Source organism: Streptomyces noursei ATCC 11455, from assembly GCF_001704275.1.
GTDB classification, from domain to species: domain Bacteria; phylum Actinomycetota; class Actinomycetes; order Streptomycetales; family Streptomycetaceae; genus Streptomyces; species Streptomyces noursei.
Genome location: NZ_CP011533.1, coordinates 1,840,658 through 1,855,284 on the forward strand (window position 1 = coordinate 1,840,658; position 14,627 = coordinate 1,855,284).

A 14,627-nucleotide genomic window follows, 5' to 3' on the forward strand; every position below is an offset into this window, starting at 1 on the left:
TCTTCCAGCCCGGCCGGCGCTTTCGTATGTCTGTCCCTAGGCGTTGGCCTGGTGGTGGAGCGGTTCGCCGCGGAGGTAGCGGCCGACCTCGGCGGCGACGATCTCGGCGGCCTTGTGGGCGACCTGTTGGCTGCCGCCGGCGATGTGCGGGGTGAGGACGACGCCGGGGGCGGTGAGCAGGCGGGAGCCGGCCGGGACGGGTTCTTCGGGGAAGACGTCGAAGCCGGCGCCGGCGAGGTGTCCGGTCTCCAGGGCGTCGCAGACCGCGTCGTAGTCGAGGAGCGCGCCGCGGGCGCAGTTGACGAGGACCGAGCCGCGGGGCATCGCGGCGATCTGGGCGCGGCCGATCATGCCGGTGGTCTCGGGGGTGACCCGGGCGTGCAGGGAGACGATGCGGGAGCGGGTGAGCAGTTCGTCGAGGGTGACCTGCTCGGCGGGGCCGGCGAGTGCCTCGGGGCGGACGTAGGGGTCGTGGACGAGGACGTGGGCGCCCATGGCGTGCAGGACCTTGGCGACGCGGCTGCCGATGGCGCCGAAGCCGATCAGGCCGATGGTGGTGCCGTCGATCTCGATGCCGCAGTTGTCGTAGTCGTAGTAGTCGCCGCGCCAGATGCCGTGGCGCAGGTCGGTGTGGGTGTCGCCGACGCCGCGGGCGGCTGCCAGCAGCAGGGTGAGGGTGTGTTCGGCGGTGGCGGTGGCGTTGCGGCCGGGGGCGTTGCAGACGGCGACGCCGTGGCGGGTGGCGGCTTCGAGGTTGGCGTTGACCGGGCCGCCGCGGCTGGTGCAGAAGAGCTTGAGGTCGGGGCAGTTGGCGAGGATGCGTTCGGTGAGCGGGCCGTGTTCGGTGACGCAGATCTCGATGCCGTGGAGGGCTTCGATCATGTCGTCCTCGGTGCCGGATGCCTCGTGGACCTCGGCGACGGGGCCGAAGGGGGTGTGCGGCCAGCCGAACTGGATCTCGCGTATCTCCAGTGGGGTGTCCCCGGCCGCCTTGCGTACGGCAGCGCTGAAGAGGCCGGGGCGGATGAAGTGGTTGCCGGCGGCGAGGACGGTGGTGGTCATGGGGGGTGCTTCTCCTGGGGTGCGGTGGGGTGGGTGGTGGTGGCTGGTCAGGGCAGGGCGGGGGCGGCGGTGAGGGCGGGGGCGTTGAGGCGGAGGAGGGCGGTGTGGCCGTCGGTGATGCGGATTTCGGTGAGTGCGCCGTTGTGGAGTTGGGGGAAGGTGCGGCGGTATTCGGCGAGGGGGATGCCGAGGAGGTGGCAGAGCAGGACGCGGATGAGGGTGGAGTGGGCGACGATCAGGATGCGGCCGTGCGGCTGGTCGTGGGCGAGTTCGGTGAGGCAGGCGGCGGCGCGTTCCGCGGCGTGGCGGGGGTGTTCGCCGCCGGGGAGGTGGTGCTCGGCGGGGTCGGCGAGGAAGGCGGCCAGGCTCCGGGGGAAGCGTTGCCGCATGTCGTCGCGGGTCAGGCCCTCGCCTTGGCCGAAGTCGAGTTCGTAGAGCCGTTCGTCGACGTGGGGGGTGAGGCCGCAGGCGTCGGCGGCGGGGGCGGCGGTGAGGCGGGCGCGGGAGAGGGGGGAGGTCCAGATGGCGGTGAGGTCGGCGGTGGCGGCCCAGTGGGCGAGGGTCTGGGCCTGTTCGCGGCCGCGGTCGGTGAGCGGGACGTCGGAGCGGCCGGCGTAGCGGTTCTCCGCGTGCCAGACGGTCTCGCCGTGGCGGACGAGGAGGAAGTCGGTCACTGGGCGGCCCTCCTGAGGGCGTGGTCGGCCACGGCGGGGTCGAGCCAGCCACGGCGGGTGAGTTCGGTGACGAAGCGGTGGTAGGTGGGGAGGTGGCGGGCGGTGCGTTCGGGGGCGGGGTGGATCGGGGTGCCGGGGCGGACCATGGCGGCGGCGGTCTCGGGGAGGGGGGCGCCGGTGGCGGTGGCGGCGAGGACGGCCATGCCGAGGGCGCCTTCGGCGTGTTCGGGGACGTGGACGGTGCGGCCGAGGACTTCGGCGCGCAGGCGGCACCAGTAGGTGTTGCGGGCGCCGCCGCCGGTGAAGGTGAGGGGGCCGTCGGTGGGGGCACCGAGGTGGTCGAGGTAGTCGAAGCAGAGGCGTTCGAGGCAGGCGACGCCGAGGAGGTAGGCGTGGAACTCGGTGGCGCGGGTGGGGATGTCGCCGAGGATGAAGGGTTCGGCTTCGGGGGCGCGGAAGGGGAAGCGTTCGCCGCCGGTGGAGACGAGGGGGTAGGCGACGGCGTCGGGGTCGAGGGCGGCGGCCTGTTCGGTGAGCACGTCGAGGTTCTCGCCGTGGAAGTACTGGGAGATGACGCCGGCGCCGCTGCTGGAGGCGCCGCCGGGCAGCCAGGTGTCGCCGGGTCCGCGGTGGCAGTAGACGACGCCGGCGGGGTCGCGGATGAGGTGGTCGCTGCTGCCTTTGAGGACGAGGGTGGTGCCGAGGACGGCGTTCCAGGCGCCGGGGGTGAGTGCGCCGGCGCCGATCTGGGCGGCGCAGCCGTCGGTCATGCCGGCGACGATGGTGGTTCCGGTGGGGATGCCGGTGGCGTCGGCGGCTTCGGGGCCGACGGTGCCGAGGACGGTGCCGGGGCGGACGACGTCGGGCAGGAGGTCGGCGGGGATGCCGAGGGTGTCCATGACCTCGTGGGGCCAGCGTTCGTCGATGAGGTGGTAGCCGGTTTTGAGGGCGTGGCTGGTGTCGCTGGGGAGTTGGCGGCCGGCGAGTTTCCAGGTGATGAGGTCGACCTGGTGGAGGAGGCGGGAGCCGGTGGCGAGGGCGGGGTCGTGGTCGAGGAGCCAGCGGAGTTTGGGCAGGGCCCAGGAGGGCGGCATGCTGCGGTAGCCGAGGTCCTGCCAGGTCGGTGCGCCGGCGGTGTTGACGGTTTCGGCCTGGTCGGTGGCGCGGCCGTCGTCGTACATGAGGGCGGGGGTGCGGGGGGTGCCGTGGGTGTCGGCGAGGAGGAGGGTGCCGGAGGTGCCGTCGATCGCCAGTCCGCGGATCCGGTGGGTGTCGAGGCCGGCGAGGGCCTCGCGGCAGGCGTCGGCGAGGGCGGTCCACCACTGGTGGGGGTCCTGTTCGTGGCGGTTGCCGGTGCGCTTGCTGGTGAGCGGGCGGGCGGCGGTGGCGAGGAGGGTGCCGGTGCCGTCGACGGCGAGGCAGCGGGCGCTCTGGGTGCCGAGGTCGAGGCCGAGCCAGATGGCGTCGGGGTCGCCGTGGGGGGCGGGTCCTGGGCCGGTGGGTCCGGGGGCGTGCGGGTCAGACACGGATGCCTCCTGGGGCGGGGTGCTCGGTGGGGTGGTGCGTGGGGTCGGTGCGACGGGGGGTGGGGGTGGTGGTGCGGGGTGCGGCGGGGGTGGGGCGCCAGGTGGTGGTGGTGCGCCAGCCGGCGGTGCGGGCGAGGCCGCGCCAGGTGAGGAAGTCGTCGTGGAGCGCGGCGTAGAAGGCGGCGCGCTCGGGGTCGGGCTGCCAGCTGCGCTGCATGTGGACGTAGGTGTCGGCGGCGCGGTGCATGCTGCTTTCGGCTCCGGTGCGGACCAGGCCGGTGAGGAAGGCGCCCTTGGCGCCGATTTCGGTGTCGCCGGAGCGGGCGGTGGGCACGCCGGTGGCGTCGGCGATCAGTGCGCACCAGGCGTCGCTGTTGGCACCGCCGCCGCACAGGCGCAGTTCGGTGACGTCGGTGCGGGCGGCGGTCAGGCAGTCGCGCAGGACGAGGGAGAGGCCGTCGAAGACGGCGCGGGCGAGGTCGGCGGGGGTGTGGTCGAGGGACAGGCCCCAGAAGGAGCCGCGGGCGGCGGGGTCGAGGAACGGGGCGCGTTCGCCGGCCGGTGAGAGGTAGGGCAGGAACATCAGGCCGCGGGCGCCGGGTTCGGATTCGAAGGCGAGGCGGGAGAGTTCGGGTGGCCCGGGGAGGTGCAGCAGGCGGGCGGCCCAGCCGAGGACTTCGGCGCCGTTGAGGGTGGGGAAGGCGCGCAGGACGCGTTCCCGGCCGCGGTAGGCGATGTTGACGCCGGAGGGTTCGCCGGTGGTGTCGATGCCGGTGCGGACGATTTCGGTGCACAGGGTGGTGCCGAGGATGCTGCATGCCTGGCCGGGGTTGACCACGCCGACGCCGCGGGCGGTGGCGGCGATGTCGTAGGGGGCCATGACGACGGGCAGGCCGGCGGGCAGGCCGAGTTGGGTGGCAGCGTCGGTGGTGAGTTCGGCGATCCGTTGGTCCTCGCCGAGGACGGTGGGGAGCAGTCGGGCGTGGTCGGTGAGGCCGAAGAGTTCGACGATGGCGGGGTCGTAGTCGCCGGTGGTGTGGTTGAGGAAGGGTGCGGAGGCGTCGGATTCGTCGGTGGCGCGGACGCCGGTGAGGCGGAGGAAGAGCCAGCCGGCGGCGGTGAGCGAGGTGGCGGAGCGGGCGAGCCGGTCGGGGTCGTGAGCGGCGAGCCAGGCGAAGAGCGCGTTGGGCATGCCGGCGCAGGTCAGTGAGCCGTTGCGGCGGAAGGCGGCTTCGAGGAGGCCGTCGCGTTGCCAGGTGGTGAGCAGGTCGCCGGCGCGGCCGTCGGACCACAGGATGGCGGGGCCGGTGGGGCGGCCGTGGTCGTCGATCAGCCAGGCGCCGTCGCCCTGGGCGGTGAAGGAGACCAGCCAGACGGGGTCGGTGAGGTCGGTGAGCACGTCGCGGACGGTGCGGACGACGGCCTGCCAGACGGCGTCCATGTCCTGTTCGGCCCAGCCGGGGTGGGGGCGGAGGACTTCGGTGGCGACGCGGGAGACGGCGATCTCGTTGCCCCGGTCGTCGAAGACGACGGACTTGATGACGGTGGTGCCGGCGTCGATGGTCAGTACGGACATCAGCGGGGTCCTTTCACGCCGAGGCCGGGGTGGGGTGCGGCGCGGCGGTGTCCGGGCCGGTGGCCGCCGCTTCCGGTCCGTCCGGCAGTTTCAGGAGGAGGGTGAGGGCGCAGCTCACCGCGTACATCCCCGCGAAGATCCAGACCACCCCTTCGACGCCGAGCGGCCCGACGAAGACCGCGACGACGGCGGGTCCGACGAAGGTGCTGGCGCCGGCGCCGAGGTTGAGGGCCGCCAGTGCCTGTCCCTTGTGTCGCGGTTCCAGCGAGGGCATCAACGCTGATATCGGTACGTATCCCGCCAGAGTAGCGCCGTAGAACGCGGCGACCAGGAGGGCGAGCGGGAAGTTCGGTCCGGCGGTCGTGGGGACGTAGAACAGCAGCAGGGTGCTCAGGGTGCAGCCGGCGCCGCCGCACCAGGCGATGGTGCGGCGCCAGCCGATGCGGTCGCCGACGACGCCGAACAGCAGGTTGGCGAAGATGTTGGTGGCGAACATGGCGCTGAGCAGGTGCAGCCATTGGGTGAGGGTGAAGCCCACCGTCCTGGTGAAGTGGACCGGCAGGATGACGAAGAAGCCGAACTGCGAGGCGGTGTTGACGACCCGGACGAGGGAGCCGGCGCCGACCCGGGGGTTGCGCCAGAGGATGGTGACGCTGCCGACGAGGGTGGTCAGCGGCCCCTCCCCCGCGGTCCGCGGGCGGCGGGCGCCGTGTTCGTCGCGGACGAGGAGCAGTGCGATCAGTCCGCCGGCGGCGACCAGGGCCAGCGCGGCCCACAGCGTGGCGTAGGCGCCGATGCGCGGGATCAGGCCGCTGGCGACCAGGGAGCCGAGCGTGGGCAGTCCGCCGGTGAAGGCGAACCAGAACCAGCCCATGGCGGTGCCGAGTCGGGCGCGGGGGGCCACCCCGGCGATCCAGACGAGGAAGCCGTAGGCGAAGAGCGGGTAGCCCAGGCCGCGCAGGCCGTAGCCGAGGAGCATCAGGGGGTAGCTGGTGAACGGGAGGGCGGCGGCGAGGAAGAGGACTTGGAAGGCGGCCCAGACGGCCAGGCCGGTTGCCATCACGCGGCGGGGTCCCCACAGGTCGGAGAGGACGCCGGAAAGCCAGGCGGCGATGCCCGCGGCGATGCCGTAGACGGTGAAGAGCAGGGCGACCCGGGACTCCGGGATGCCGCGGTCGATGAGGTACGGCGAGAGGTATCCGGACTCGACGCCGTCGCCGATCATGAAGAGGAGCAGCCCGAGGTACCCCCAGGCGAGGGTGGGCGGTATGCCCAGGCGGGTCAGGAGCGCGCGGTGCGCGGGCAGCGGAGGGTTCGTCATCGAAGCTCCCCTTCTTCTGCGGCGGGACGGATGCGGGCGGGTCCGGGCCGGCGGAAGGGGGTGGCGGGATCCGCGGGGGCCGGTGGACGACGCGGTGATGCAATCGCTCGCGCAAAAGGGGCGTCAAGGGTGGCCGGAATCTTCCCATCGCGGCGGGGAGCGGTCGTGGTGCGTCGGGGCGGAACCGCATGCGGCGGGCGGGTGCACCCGGCGCGCCGCGTTACATTCGTGTGAACATCACGCGGCGCGATCACGCGGGTGACGGTGGCACGAAGCGGAGGGAACGGGGCGATGGACCGGGTCGAGGCCCAGGAGGAACGGCGGCGCCGGATCCGGGAGTCGGTGCTCGCGCGAGGTTTCGTGCGGACCTCGGAGCTGGCCGCGGAGTTCGGGATCAGTCTGATGACCGCGCATCGGGACCTGGACGCGCTGCAGGCGCAGGGCTGGTTGCGGAAGGTGCGGGGCGGGGCGACGGGGCTGCCGTCGGCGCAGTTCCACGGCACGGTCGCGGAGCGGATGGCGACGATGGCGACGACCAAGCGGTCGCTGGCGCGGGCCGCAGCGGCGCTGTTGGTGCCCGGGCAGACGGTGCTGCTGGACGACAGCACCACGTGTCTGATGCTGGCGCACCAGACGCCCGAGCACGCCCCGCTGACGGTGCTCACCAATTCGCTGCCGGCGATCACCACTCTGGCCGGGGAGCCGGGCATCTCGCTGATCACGCTGGGCGGGGCGTACTTCCCGGCGTACGACGCCTTCATGGGGCTGCATACCGCGGACGCGGTGCGGGCGTACCGGGCGGATGTGCTGTTCCTGTCGACGACGGCGGTCGCCAAGGGCCGCTGCTATCACACCTCGCCGGAGACGGTGCTGGTCAAGCGGGCGATGATGGAGAGCGCGGCGCGCCGGGTGCTGGTCGCCGACCACACCAAGTTCCGCAAGGATGGGTTGTACGCGCTGGCGCCGCTGGCCGACTTCGACCTGCTGATCACCGACGACGGGTTGTCGGCGGAGGAGGTGCGGGCGGTGCGGGCGGCCGGCACGGAGGTGACGGTGGTGCCGACGCGCGGGACGGCGGGCGAGGACTGAGCCGAGACGGTGCACGACGTCGGACGCCTCCGGAAACCACCCCGGGGCGGGGCGTTCCCGGGCGCACTCGGGTCCCCTGGGTGAGCCGGCTCCCGCCGGGCCCCGGAACTGCCCGACCGCCGTACCCCCTAAGGCACCCGGCCCACTGCGGGCCCCGGGATGGCCGGTGCCGGACCGGGACCGGAATATCCCGCCCCCGCCTGCCCGTTGTGGCCCCGCAGGGGGCGTTCGCTCCCCCTACGGGATCTGTTCGCCCGTCCCCCAGGGGCTACCCCAGCCCCAGCACCCCGGGGTCGGTGGCCAGTTCCCGCAGGGCGGCTCGGGGGTCCTTGAGGAGTCGGCGTTCGGTGAGGTCGAGGATGCCGCAGGTCGCGGTGATCTCGGCGGCGACCGTGCCGTCGGCCCTGCGCACGGTCTGCTCGATCACGAAGGTCTTCCGCTCGCCCCAGACGAACCGGCAGCTGACCGCGACCTCGTCGCCGGCGCGGAGTTCCCGCAGGTAGCGGATGGTGGTTTCGAGGGTGACCGGGCCGATGCCGCGGGCCAGCAGCGCGGTCTGCGGGATGCCGCCGGCCTGGAGGGCGGACCAGCGGGCGTGTTCGGCGTACTGGAGGTAGACGCTCTGGTTGAGGTGGCCCTGGGTGTCGGTCTCGTAGCCGCGGACGGTGATCGGCACGGTGAAGGGCTCGTCCGCACCGCTTTCTGTCGCCACATGCGCCACTTCGGTCACGATCGCTCCTGTCTTTCCCGTCCGTCACACGCCGGACCATCGTAGGGGGAACGTTCAGGCCACGCCCGGCATTCCGGTGGCGGCGCCCAGCTCCGCCCAGCCGACGGTGCGGTCGCACCAGCGCTCCAGCAGCGTGCGGTCGTGGCCGACGGCGAGGACGCCGGCGCCGCTCTCCCGGCGGTAGGACTCGACGACGGCGACGAGTGCGGCGGTGGTGGAGGCGTCCAGCATCGCGGTCATCTCGTCGCAGATCAGCCAGCGGGGGCGGAGCACCAGGGCGCGGGCCAGGCAGGCGCGTTGCAGCTGGCCGTCGCTGACCTCGTGCGGGCGGCGGGCGAGCAGGTCGTCGCCGAGGCCGACGAGGGGCGCCAACTCCCGGAGGCGGGTGGGGATCTCGTCCTTGCGGCCGGTGGCGCGCAGCGGTTCGGCGATCGCGTCGGCGAGCCGCAGGCGGGGGTCGGCGGAGAGCCGGGGCTGCTGGAAGAGGACGCCGAAGGCGGTGCGCTGCTCGCGCGGGGCGCGGTGGCGCCAGCCCCGGGCGGGGGTGCCGTCCAGGACGACGGTGCCGGCGTCCGGCCGGTGCAGCAGGGCGGCGACCCGGGCCAGGGTGGATTTGCCGCAGCCGCTGGGGCCGAGCAGGCCGACCGCTTCGCCGGGGGCGAGGGTCAGCGACGCGCCGCGGACGACGGGGGCGCCGCGGTCGTATCCGGCGGTGATGTCACGCAGTTCGAGCACGGTCGGGCTCCCTCTCCGGCGGCACCGGGTGGTGGCAGGCGACGCCGTCGCGCGGGGCGGGGAGCGTCGCGCAGGTCGTGGTGGCGCGGTCGCAGCGGGCGGCGAAGGCGCAGCCGGCCGGCAGGTCGCCGAGTTCGGGCGGCATGCCGGGGATGGGGGTGAAGGCCCGGCCGGGCAGCGCGTCCAGCAGGCCGCGGGCGTAGGGGTGGCGGGGTCCGGGGGTGCCGAAGAACCGCCGGGCGTCGGCGAGTTCGACGATCCGTCCGGCGTACATCACGGCGACCCGGTCCGCGATCCGTTCGGCCGCCGCCAGGTCGTGGGTGATCATCAGCAGTGCGCGGCCGGCCTCGGCGTGTCGGCGGAGTTCGTCGACGGTGCGGTCCACCAGGTCGCGGTCGAGGCCGGTGGTCGGTTCGTCGGCGAGGAGCAGGGGGGCGTCGCCGGCCAGGGCGAGGGCGGTGGCGGCGCGCTGGGCGAGGCCGCCGGAGAGCTGGTGCGGGTGGCGGTCGAGGTGGCCGGTCGGGAAGGCGGCGCGTGCGGCGGCGCGCTCCGCGGCCGCCCGCAGCTCCGCCCCGCGCCGCACTCCGGTCAACTCCCTTACGGTTTCCTCCAGTTGGGAGCGTACGGTGCGGACGGGGGTGAGGTGGGCGGCGGGGCTCTGCGGGATCAGTCCGATCCGTCGGCCGCGTACCGACCGGGCCAGTTCGGCCTCGGGGGCGGCGAGCAGTTCGGTGGCGCCGTGGGCGTCGGTCAGCAGTGCGGTGCCGGTGGCCTCGGCGTTGCCGGGCAGCAGGCCGAGCAGTGCGGAGGCCAGGACGGACTTGCCGCAGCCGCTCTCGCCGACGAGGACCAGGCACTCGCCGGGCGCCAGGTCGAAGTCGGCGTCGGTGACCGCGGCGACGGACCGGCCGCCGGGCATCCGGAAGCGGACGGTCAGCCCGCGCACGGCGAGGCGGGGCGGGGCGGTGGCGGCTCCGGGCTCCTCGTCGGTCCCCTCGGGGCGCGTGCCGGTGGTCGGGGCGGGGGCCGGGCTCGGGTCGGGGGTCCGGTGGGCGGTCACAGCGTCAGCTCCGATCGGCGGCGCGGGTTGAGCCGCTCCCGCCAGGCGCCGGCCAGGCCCGCGACGGCGAGCGTGGGGACGATGATGAACAGGCCGGGGAAGAGGGTGGGCCACCAGTCGCCGGCCAGCAGGGAGCTGCGGGCGGCGTTGGCCATGATGCCCAGGCTCGCCTCGTGGGCGGGCAGCCCCAGGCCGAGGAAGGACAGCGCGGACTCGTGCCAGATGGCGTGCGGGACCATCAGGACGGCGGCGAGTCCGGCCTGCGGCAGGACGCCCGGCAGGAGGTGGCGGAGGGTCACCCGCCAGCGGGAGGCGCCGCCGGTGAGCGCGGCGTCGAGGTAGGGCCGGGAGCGCAGCGAGAGCACTTCGGCGCGGACGATGCGGGCGGTGGACAGCCAGTGTGTCAGCGCCACCGAGATGATCACCGGCCAGACGCCGGGTCGGAACATGGCGACGATGAAGATGCCGAGCAGCAGGTGCGGCACGGAGGAGAAGAGGTCGACCAGGCGCATCACGGTGCGGTCGGCCCAGCCGCCGAGTGCTCCGGCGAGGGCGCCGACGGCGGTGCCGAGGACCGTGGCGACCAGGGCCGCGACCACTCCGACCAGCAGCGAGACGCGCAGTCCGTAGACGCAGCGGAGCAGCAGGTCGCGGCCGACCTCGTCGGTGCCGAACGGGTGGGCGACGGACGGTGGTTGGAGTTTGGCGGCCAGGTCCACGGCCTGCCGGTCCAGGGGGAACAGCAGCGGGACGAGGACGACGGCGAGGACGACGACGGCCAGGATCCCGGCGCCGGCGCGGAGTCGGAGGGCGCGTCGCGGAGTGCCGCCGCGCCGGCCGCGCGCGCCGGTGGTGGTGCTAGCCATCGAATCCCACCCTCGGGTCGGCCAGTCCGTAGAGCAGGTCGGAGAGCAGGTTGCCGGCGAGGACGGCGGCGGTGGCCAGCACCGTGAGCGCGGCCAGCAGCGGGAAGTCCACGCTGGTGGCGGCCTGGACGGTGGCGGCGGCGATGCCCGGCCAGCTGAAGACGGTCTCCACCAGCAGGGCGCCAGTGATGAGTTCGGGTACCCGGGAGCCGATCAGGGTCAGGACGGGCAGCAGGCCGGAGCGCAGCGCGTGGTGGAGCAGTACGGTGCGTTCCCGCAGGCCGCGGGCCCGGGCGCCGCGCACGGGGTCCTCCGTCAGCGCGTCGCCGACGCCCTGGCGGACGTAGAGGACGAACCAGGGCAGTTGGGAGGCGGCGAGCACCAGTGCCGGCAGGGCGAGGTGGCGGGCGGTCTGGCCGGCGGTGACGAGGTCGGTGCCGGTGTCGGTGAGGCCGCCGGCCGGCAGCATCCCGAGTTTGAGGGCGCCCAGCCAGACGGCGAGCAGTCCGAGCCAGTACGGCGGGGCGGCTTCCAGGACGTAGGCGGTGGCGGTGACCGCGCGGTCGAGTGCGCCGCCGCGGCGCCTGGCTGCCAGCACGCCGAGGAGGGTGCCGATGGTCACGGCGAGGGCGAAGGCCAGTGCGCACAGCAGTACCGACCAGCCGAGGCGTTCGCCGATGACCTGGGAGACCGGGGCGCGCAGGCTCGCGGAGTCGCCGAGGTCGCCGGTGAGGGCGCTGGTGAGCCAGTCCCACCAGCGGGTCAGCAGGGGCCGGTCGACGCCGAGGTTGTGCCGGAGCTGGTCGAGGTTCTCCTGGGAGGCGGTGAGTCCGGCGGTGCCGGCGTAGGCGCGCACCGGGTCGAAGGGCGAGGCGGCGGCGATCGCGAACACCCCGAGGGTGACGGCGAGCAGGACCGGCACGGCGGTCAGGGCCCGCCGTGCCGTCATCCGCGCCATCGGCCCCCAGGGCAGCGTGGAGCGGGCGGTCACTTCGCGGGCTGCCAGTCCTCTGCGTTCCACCAGGGGCCGGAGGCCAGTCCGTGGTCGTGCGGTTCGACCTGGGTGGTGAGGTCCTTCCAGCGGTCGTCGACGACGTAGAGGTGGTCGACGTGGGTGAGGAAGATGTAGGCGGGGTCCTCGGCCAGTTCGCGCTGGATGGTGTCGTAGGCGGTCTTGCGGGCCTGGTGGTCGTCGGTGCGGCGGGCGGCGACGAGTTGGTCGTCGACGGTCTTGCTGGCGTACCGGGACATGTTGTTGAAGCCGTCGCCGGCGAGCGAGGAGTGCAGCAGCAGGTACTGGTCGAAGTCGGGGTCGGCGGGGCTGCCGCCGCCGGCGAGGACGGCGTCCTGCTTCATGTTGGGCTCGATGGCCTCCCAGGTGCCGGACTCGACCTTGGCCTCGATGCCGGCCTTCTTGGCGTCGGAGGCGAAGGCGAGTGCGTGCTCCTGGCGGAGCTTGTCGCCGGAGAGGTACCAGAGGGTGAAGGAGGCGCGTTGTCCGTCCTTGGCGCGGACGCCGTCGGGGCCCTTCTTCCAGCCGGCCTCGTCGAGGATCTGCTGGGCCTTGCCCAGGTCGTGCGGGCGCTCGGTGCCCTTGGCGAACCAGGGGCTGTCGGTGGGCACCGGTCCGTAGGCGGGCTTGCCTGCGCCGCTGAGGATGCCCTTGACCATGGCCTGGCGGTCGACGGCGAGGTCCAGTGCGCGGCGTACGGCGCGGTCGCCGGTGACCGGGTTGGCGCTGGGCAGGGTGACGTTGCGGTAGTCGAAGGTCTTGGCGGCGAGGGTGCGGCGGCCGGTGTCGGTCTTGAAGGTGGCGGCGAGTTCGGGCGGCAGGATGGCGCCGTCGAGGTCGCCGGAGCGCAGTCGGGTGGCGCGGATGTCGTCGTCCTTGATGATCGCCATGGTGAGGTGCTTGACCTTCGGCGCGCCGCCCCAGTAGTGGGGGTTGGCGGTGAAGGTGAGCTTCTCGCCCTTGGACCACGTGGTGAGGACGTAGGGGCCGGTGCCGACCGGGTGGGTGGTGAAGGGGCCGGTGTTGACGTCCTGCTTGCCGGCGAGGTGTCGGGGGGCGATGGGCAGGACGGTGCGCTCGGCGAACGGCGCGTAGGGGTATTTCAGGTGGAAGACGACGGTCCGGTCGTCTTTCTTCTCCACGGTGTCGAGGGCGTCCAGCTCGGCCTTGGAGGCGTTGTTGGTCTTCTCGTCGAGGATGGTGTCGTAGGTGAAGACCACGTCGTCGGCGGTGAAGGGCGTGCCGTCGCTGAACTTCACGCCCGGGCGGAGGGTGAAGGTGTAGGTCCTGCCGCCGTCGGTGACGTCGGGGAGCGCGGCGGCCAGTGCGGGCTGGAGGCGCATCTCGGCGTCGTGGGTGAGCAGCCCGTCGAAGATCTTGGAGTTGCCGTCCTTGCCGTAGCCGAGGAGCGGGCTGAGCGTCTCGGGTTCGAAGGCGATGCCGACGACGGCGGTGTCGGTGGGCTTGGTGCTGCCCCGGCCCTCGTTCGGGGCGGCGCAGGCCGCCGCGGTGAGCGCCATCGTGGCCGCCAGCGCCGTGGCGGCCACTCGCCGTATGGACCGGGACGTCATGCCCACACCCCTCTTGAAGATCGACTGTTGTTGCGAACCGCTTGCATTTGTGCGGTTGCCATTAAACAGTACGTAAAGGTGTGGTCATGAACCGGTCCGAGGTGGCCCTGGCGCGCTATGAGCGCACGGGCCGGAGGTCACGGGGTGCCGGTCACCAGCTTCAGGTCCCACTTGCGCAGCGGCCCGTCGATCGGCTGGAAGATGGTGATGGTGTCCCCGCCGACGTCGCAGGTCGCGGCGCCGCCGCCGGAGTGCACGCCCACCGCCCTCGGGGCGCCGGGCTGGCTGACGTAGGAACCGCCCGAATCCCCGGCCGCCGAGCAGGCGTTGGTGAAGGACAGACCGGAGATGACGGTGCTGCCGTAGTCGACGGTCTGGTCGGTGCGGGTGATCTCGCCGCAGTGCCAGCCGCTGGTCTGGCCGGAGTGGCAGATCGACATCCCGACGATGCCCTCCTGGGAGCCGGTGACGGTGACCGGGCTGCCGCCCTGCCCCCGCACCTCAGGGCTCACCTTCCAGCCCGGCTGATCCACCGTCACCAGGCCGAAGTCGCCCGCGTAGCCGTTGACGCTGCGCTTCCCGCCCCTGTTGGAGGTGCCGATGCGGCTGCCGTCCTTGCCGTACGCGGGCTGGTTGGCCTTCAGCGTGCAGTGACCGGCGGTCACGAAGCCCTGGAAGTGGTTGGGTCCGGTCACCGAGAAGCCGATGGAGCAGATGCCGTCGGTCCCCGGCATCCAGCGGTCGCCGCCGATGATCATGCCCTTCTCGCCCATGGCCGCGCCGTTCTGCTGACGCGGCGCCTGGTCGCTGCGCTCGACGGTGACCGGGACCCGCGAGCGGACGGCGATCTGCCGCGCGGTGCCCTCGAAGCCGGCGGTGCGGGTGGTGCGCGTCGCGCGGTCGACCCGCACCACCACCCCGTTGGCGCGCTCGTCGATGCCCCAGCCGGTGACGCCCGGGATGCCGCGGCCGGCCCGCTCGGCGATCTGCCGCACCACGCCCTGGAGCGTCGCCCGGCTGTGCCGGACACTCTTGGGCACCGCCCCGAGGGACCGCACCCGTTGGGCGTCGGCGGGTCCGGTCACGGCGACGACGAGCCGGCCGAGCGCCTTGTCGAACCACATCCCGGCGGGCGGCGCGGCCAGCGCCCGGCGCACCGCGAGGGCGGTGTGCTGCGCCTCGGCCTCCTGCGCGAGCCGGGTCCGGGCCTGGGTCGGGGACAGGCCGAGGTCCCGGCGCATCGCATCGAGCATGCTGCGCTGCGCGGGCTGCGGGCTCGGGTCGGACTGCGGCAGGGCCCGCGCCGGGCCGTTCGGGGTGACGGCCGCCACCAGGGCGGTCGCGGCCGCGCCCCACAGGGCGGCCTTGGGAATGCGCCGTTGCATCGGGGTCTCCTCGTGGTGTC

General features: G+C 73.5%; 13 protein-coding genes. 1 reads left to right on the forward strand and 12 read right to left on the reverse strand.

Features of this window, described 5'->3' with window-relative positions:
* Positions 1 to 36 precede the first annotated feature (36 nt).
* Genes SNOUR_RS07725 through SNOUR_RS07745 form a run of 5 tightly spaced genes read right to left on the reverse strand, consistent with a single transcriptional unit; the run spans position 37 to position 6,159 of the window.
* The gene (locus tag SNOUR_RS07725) at positions 37 to 1,062 is read right to left on the reverse strand and encodes a 2-hydroxyacid dehydrogenase (RefSeq protein ID WP_067344928.1); all 1,026 of its coding nucleotides are present in this window, start codon (positions 1,060 to 1,062) and stop codon (positions 37 to 39) included.
* A gap of 47 nt (positions 1,063 to 1,109) precedes the next feature.
* The gene (locus tag SNOUR_RS07730) at positions 1,110 to 1,736 is read right to left on the reverse strand and encodes a histidine phosphatase family protein (protein WP_067344930.1); all 627 of its coding nucleotides are present in this window, start codon (positions 1,734 to 1,736) and stop codon (positions 1,110 to 1,112) included.
* Complete coding sequence (locus SNOUR_RS07735; protein WP_067344932.1) at positions 1,733 to 3,262, reverse strand: FGGY-family carbohydrate kinase; 1,530 nt, start codon at positions 3,260 to 3,262, stop codon at positions 1,733 to 1,735. The genes SNOUR_RS07730 and SNOUR_RS07735 overlap by 4 nt, the downstream gene beginning before the upstream one ends.
* Positions 3,255 to 4,838 carry an FGGY-family carbohydrate kinase gene (locus tag SNOUR_RS07740; protein ID WP_067344934.1) on the reverse strand — a complete coding sequence of 528 codons (1,584 nt, stop codon included), beginning with the start codon at positions 4,836 to 4,838 and terminating at the stop codon, positions 3,255 to 3,257. The genes SNOUR_RS07735 and SNOUR_RS07740 overlap by 8 nt, the downstream gene beginning before the upstream one ends.
* 13 nt (positions 4,839 to 4,851) lie before the next feature.
* Positions 4,852 to 6,159 (reverse strand): MFS transporter, encoded by a 1,308-nt coding sequence (locus SNOUR_RS07745; protein WP_067344935.1) that lies wholly within the window; start codon positions 6,157 to 6,159, stop codon positions 4,852 to 4,854.
* A 291-nt stretch (positions 6,160 to 6,450) separates the two neighbouring features.
* Here SNOUR_RS07745 and SNOUR_RS07750 point away from each other — a divergent pair, with 291 nt between their 5' ends.
* A complete protein-coding gene (locus SNOUR_RS07750; protein ID WP_067344937.1) occupies positions 6,451 to 7,248 on the forward strand; it encodes a DeoR/GlpR family DNA-binding transcription regulator in 798 nt (265 codons plus the stop codon).
* Positions 7,249 to 7,516: 268 nt separating this feature from the next.
* Here SNOUR_RS07750 and SNOUR_RS07755 read toward each other — a convergent pair whose 3' ends face one another.
* The 7 genes from SNOUR_RS07755 to SNOUR_RS07785 all read right to left on the reverse strand — a co-directional run bounded on the left by SNOUR_RS07755 (position 7,517) and on the right by SNOUR_RS07785 (position 14,607).
* A complete protein-coding gene (locus SNOUR_RS07755; RefSeq protein ID WP_079142337.1) occupies positions 7,517 to 7,978 on the reverse strand; it encodes an acyl-CoA thioesterase in 462 nt (153 codons plus the stop codon).
* A 54-nt stretch (positions 7,979 to 8,032) separates the two neighbouring features.
* On the reverse strand, positions 8,033 to 8,713 hold the full coding sequence (locus SNOUR_RS07760; RefSeq protein ID WP_067344939.1) for an ABC transporter ATP-binding protein: 681 nt from the start codon (positions 8,711 to 8,713) through the stop codon (positions 8,033 to 8,035).
* A complete protein-coding gene (locus SNOUR_RS07765) occupies positions 8,697 to 9,632 on the reverse strand; it encodes an ABC transporter ATP-binding protein (protein WP_067357861.1) in 936 nt (311 codons plus the stop codon). The genes SNOUR_RS07760 and SNOUR_RS07765 overlap by 17 nt, the downstream gene beginning before the upstream one ends.
* A 137-nt stretch (positions 9,633 to 9,769) precedes the next feature.
* A complete protein-coding gene (locus SNOUR_RS07770; protein WP_067344941.1) occupies positions 9,770 to 10,639 on the reverse strand; it encodes an ABC transporter permease in 870 nt (289 codons plus the stop codon).
* Positions 10,632 to 11,588, reverse strand: coding sequence for an ABC transporter permease (locus SNOUR_RS07775; protein WP_376738583.1), 957 nt, complete (start codon positions 11,586 to 11,588; stop codon positions 10,632 to 10,634). The genes SNOUR_RS07770 and SNOUR_RS07775 overlap by 8 nt, the downstream gene beginning before the upstream one ends.
* 38 nt (positions 11,589 to 11,626) lie before the next feature.
* Positions 11,627 to 13,222, reverse strand: a complete 1,596-nt coding sequence (locus tag SNOUR_RS07780; protein ID WP_067344945.1) for an ABC transporter substrate-binding protein — start codon at positions 13,220 to 13,222, stop codon at positions 11,627 to 11,629.
* Between the two features lie 137 nt (positions 13,223 to 13,359).
* Positions 13,360 to 14,607, reverse strand: coding sequence for a S1 family peptidase (locus tag SNOUR_RS07785; protein WP_067344946.1), 1,248 nt, complete (start codon positions 14,605 to 14,607; stop codon positions 13,360 to 13,362).
* Between the last annotated feature and the right edge of the window lie 20 nt (positions 14,608 to 14,627).

Coding starts and splice junctions, on each gene's coding strand:
- SNOUR_RS07745 (WP_067344935.1), bottom strand. CDS start 6,159: ATGACGAACCCTCCGCTGCCCGCGCACCGCGCGCTCCTGACCCGCCTG.
- SNOUR_RS07785 (WP_067344946.1), bottom strand. CDS start 14,607: ATGCAACGGCGCATTCCCAAGGCCGCCCTGTGGGGCGCGGCCGCGACC.
- SNOUR_RS07775 (WP_376738583.1), bottom strand. CDS start 11,588: ATGACGGCACGGCGGGCCCTGACCGCCGTGCCGGTCCTGCTCGCCGTC.
- SNOUR_RS07770 (WP_067344941.1), bottom strand. CDS start 10,639: ATGGCTAGCACCACCACCGGCGCGCGCGGCCGGCGCGGCGGCACTCCG.
- SNOUR_RS07750 (WP_067344937.1), top strand. CDS start 6,451: ATGGACCGGGTCGAGGCCCAGGAGGAACGGCGGCGCCGGATCCGGGAG.
- SNOUR_RS07740 (WP_067344934.1), bottom strand. CDS start 4,838: ATGTCCGTACTGACCATCGACGCCGGCACCACCGTCATCAAGTCCGTC.
- SNOUR_RS07780 (WP_067344945.1), bottom strand. CDS start 13,222: ATGACGTCCCGGTCCATACGGCGAGTGGCCGCCACGGCGCTGGCGGCC.
- SNOUR_RS07765 (WP_067357861.1), bottom strand. CDS start 9,632: ATGCCCGGCGGCCGGTCCGTCGCCGCGGTCACCGACGCCGACTTCGAC.
- SNOUR_RS07725 (WP_067344928.1), bottom strand. CDS start 1,062: ATGACCACCACCGTCCTCGCCGCCGGCAACCACTTCATCCGCCCCGGC.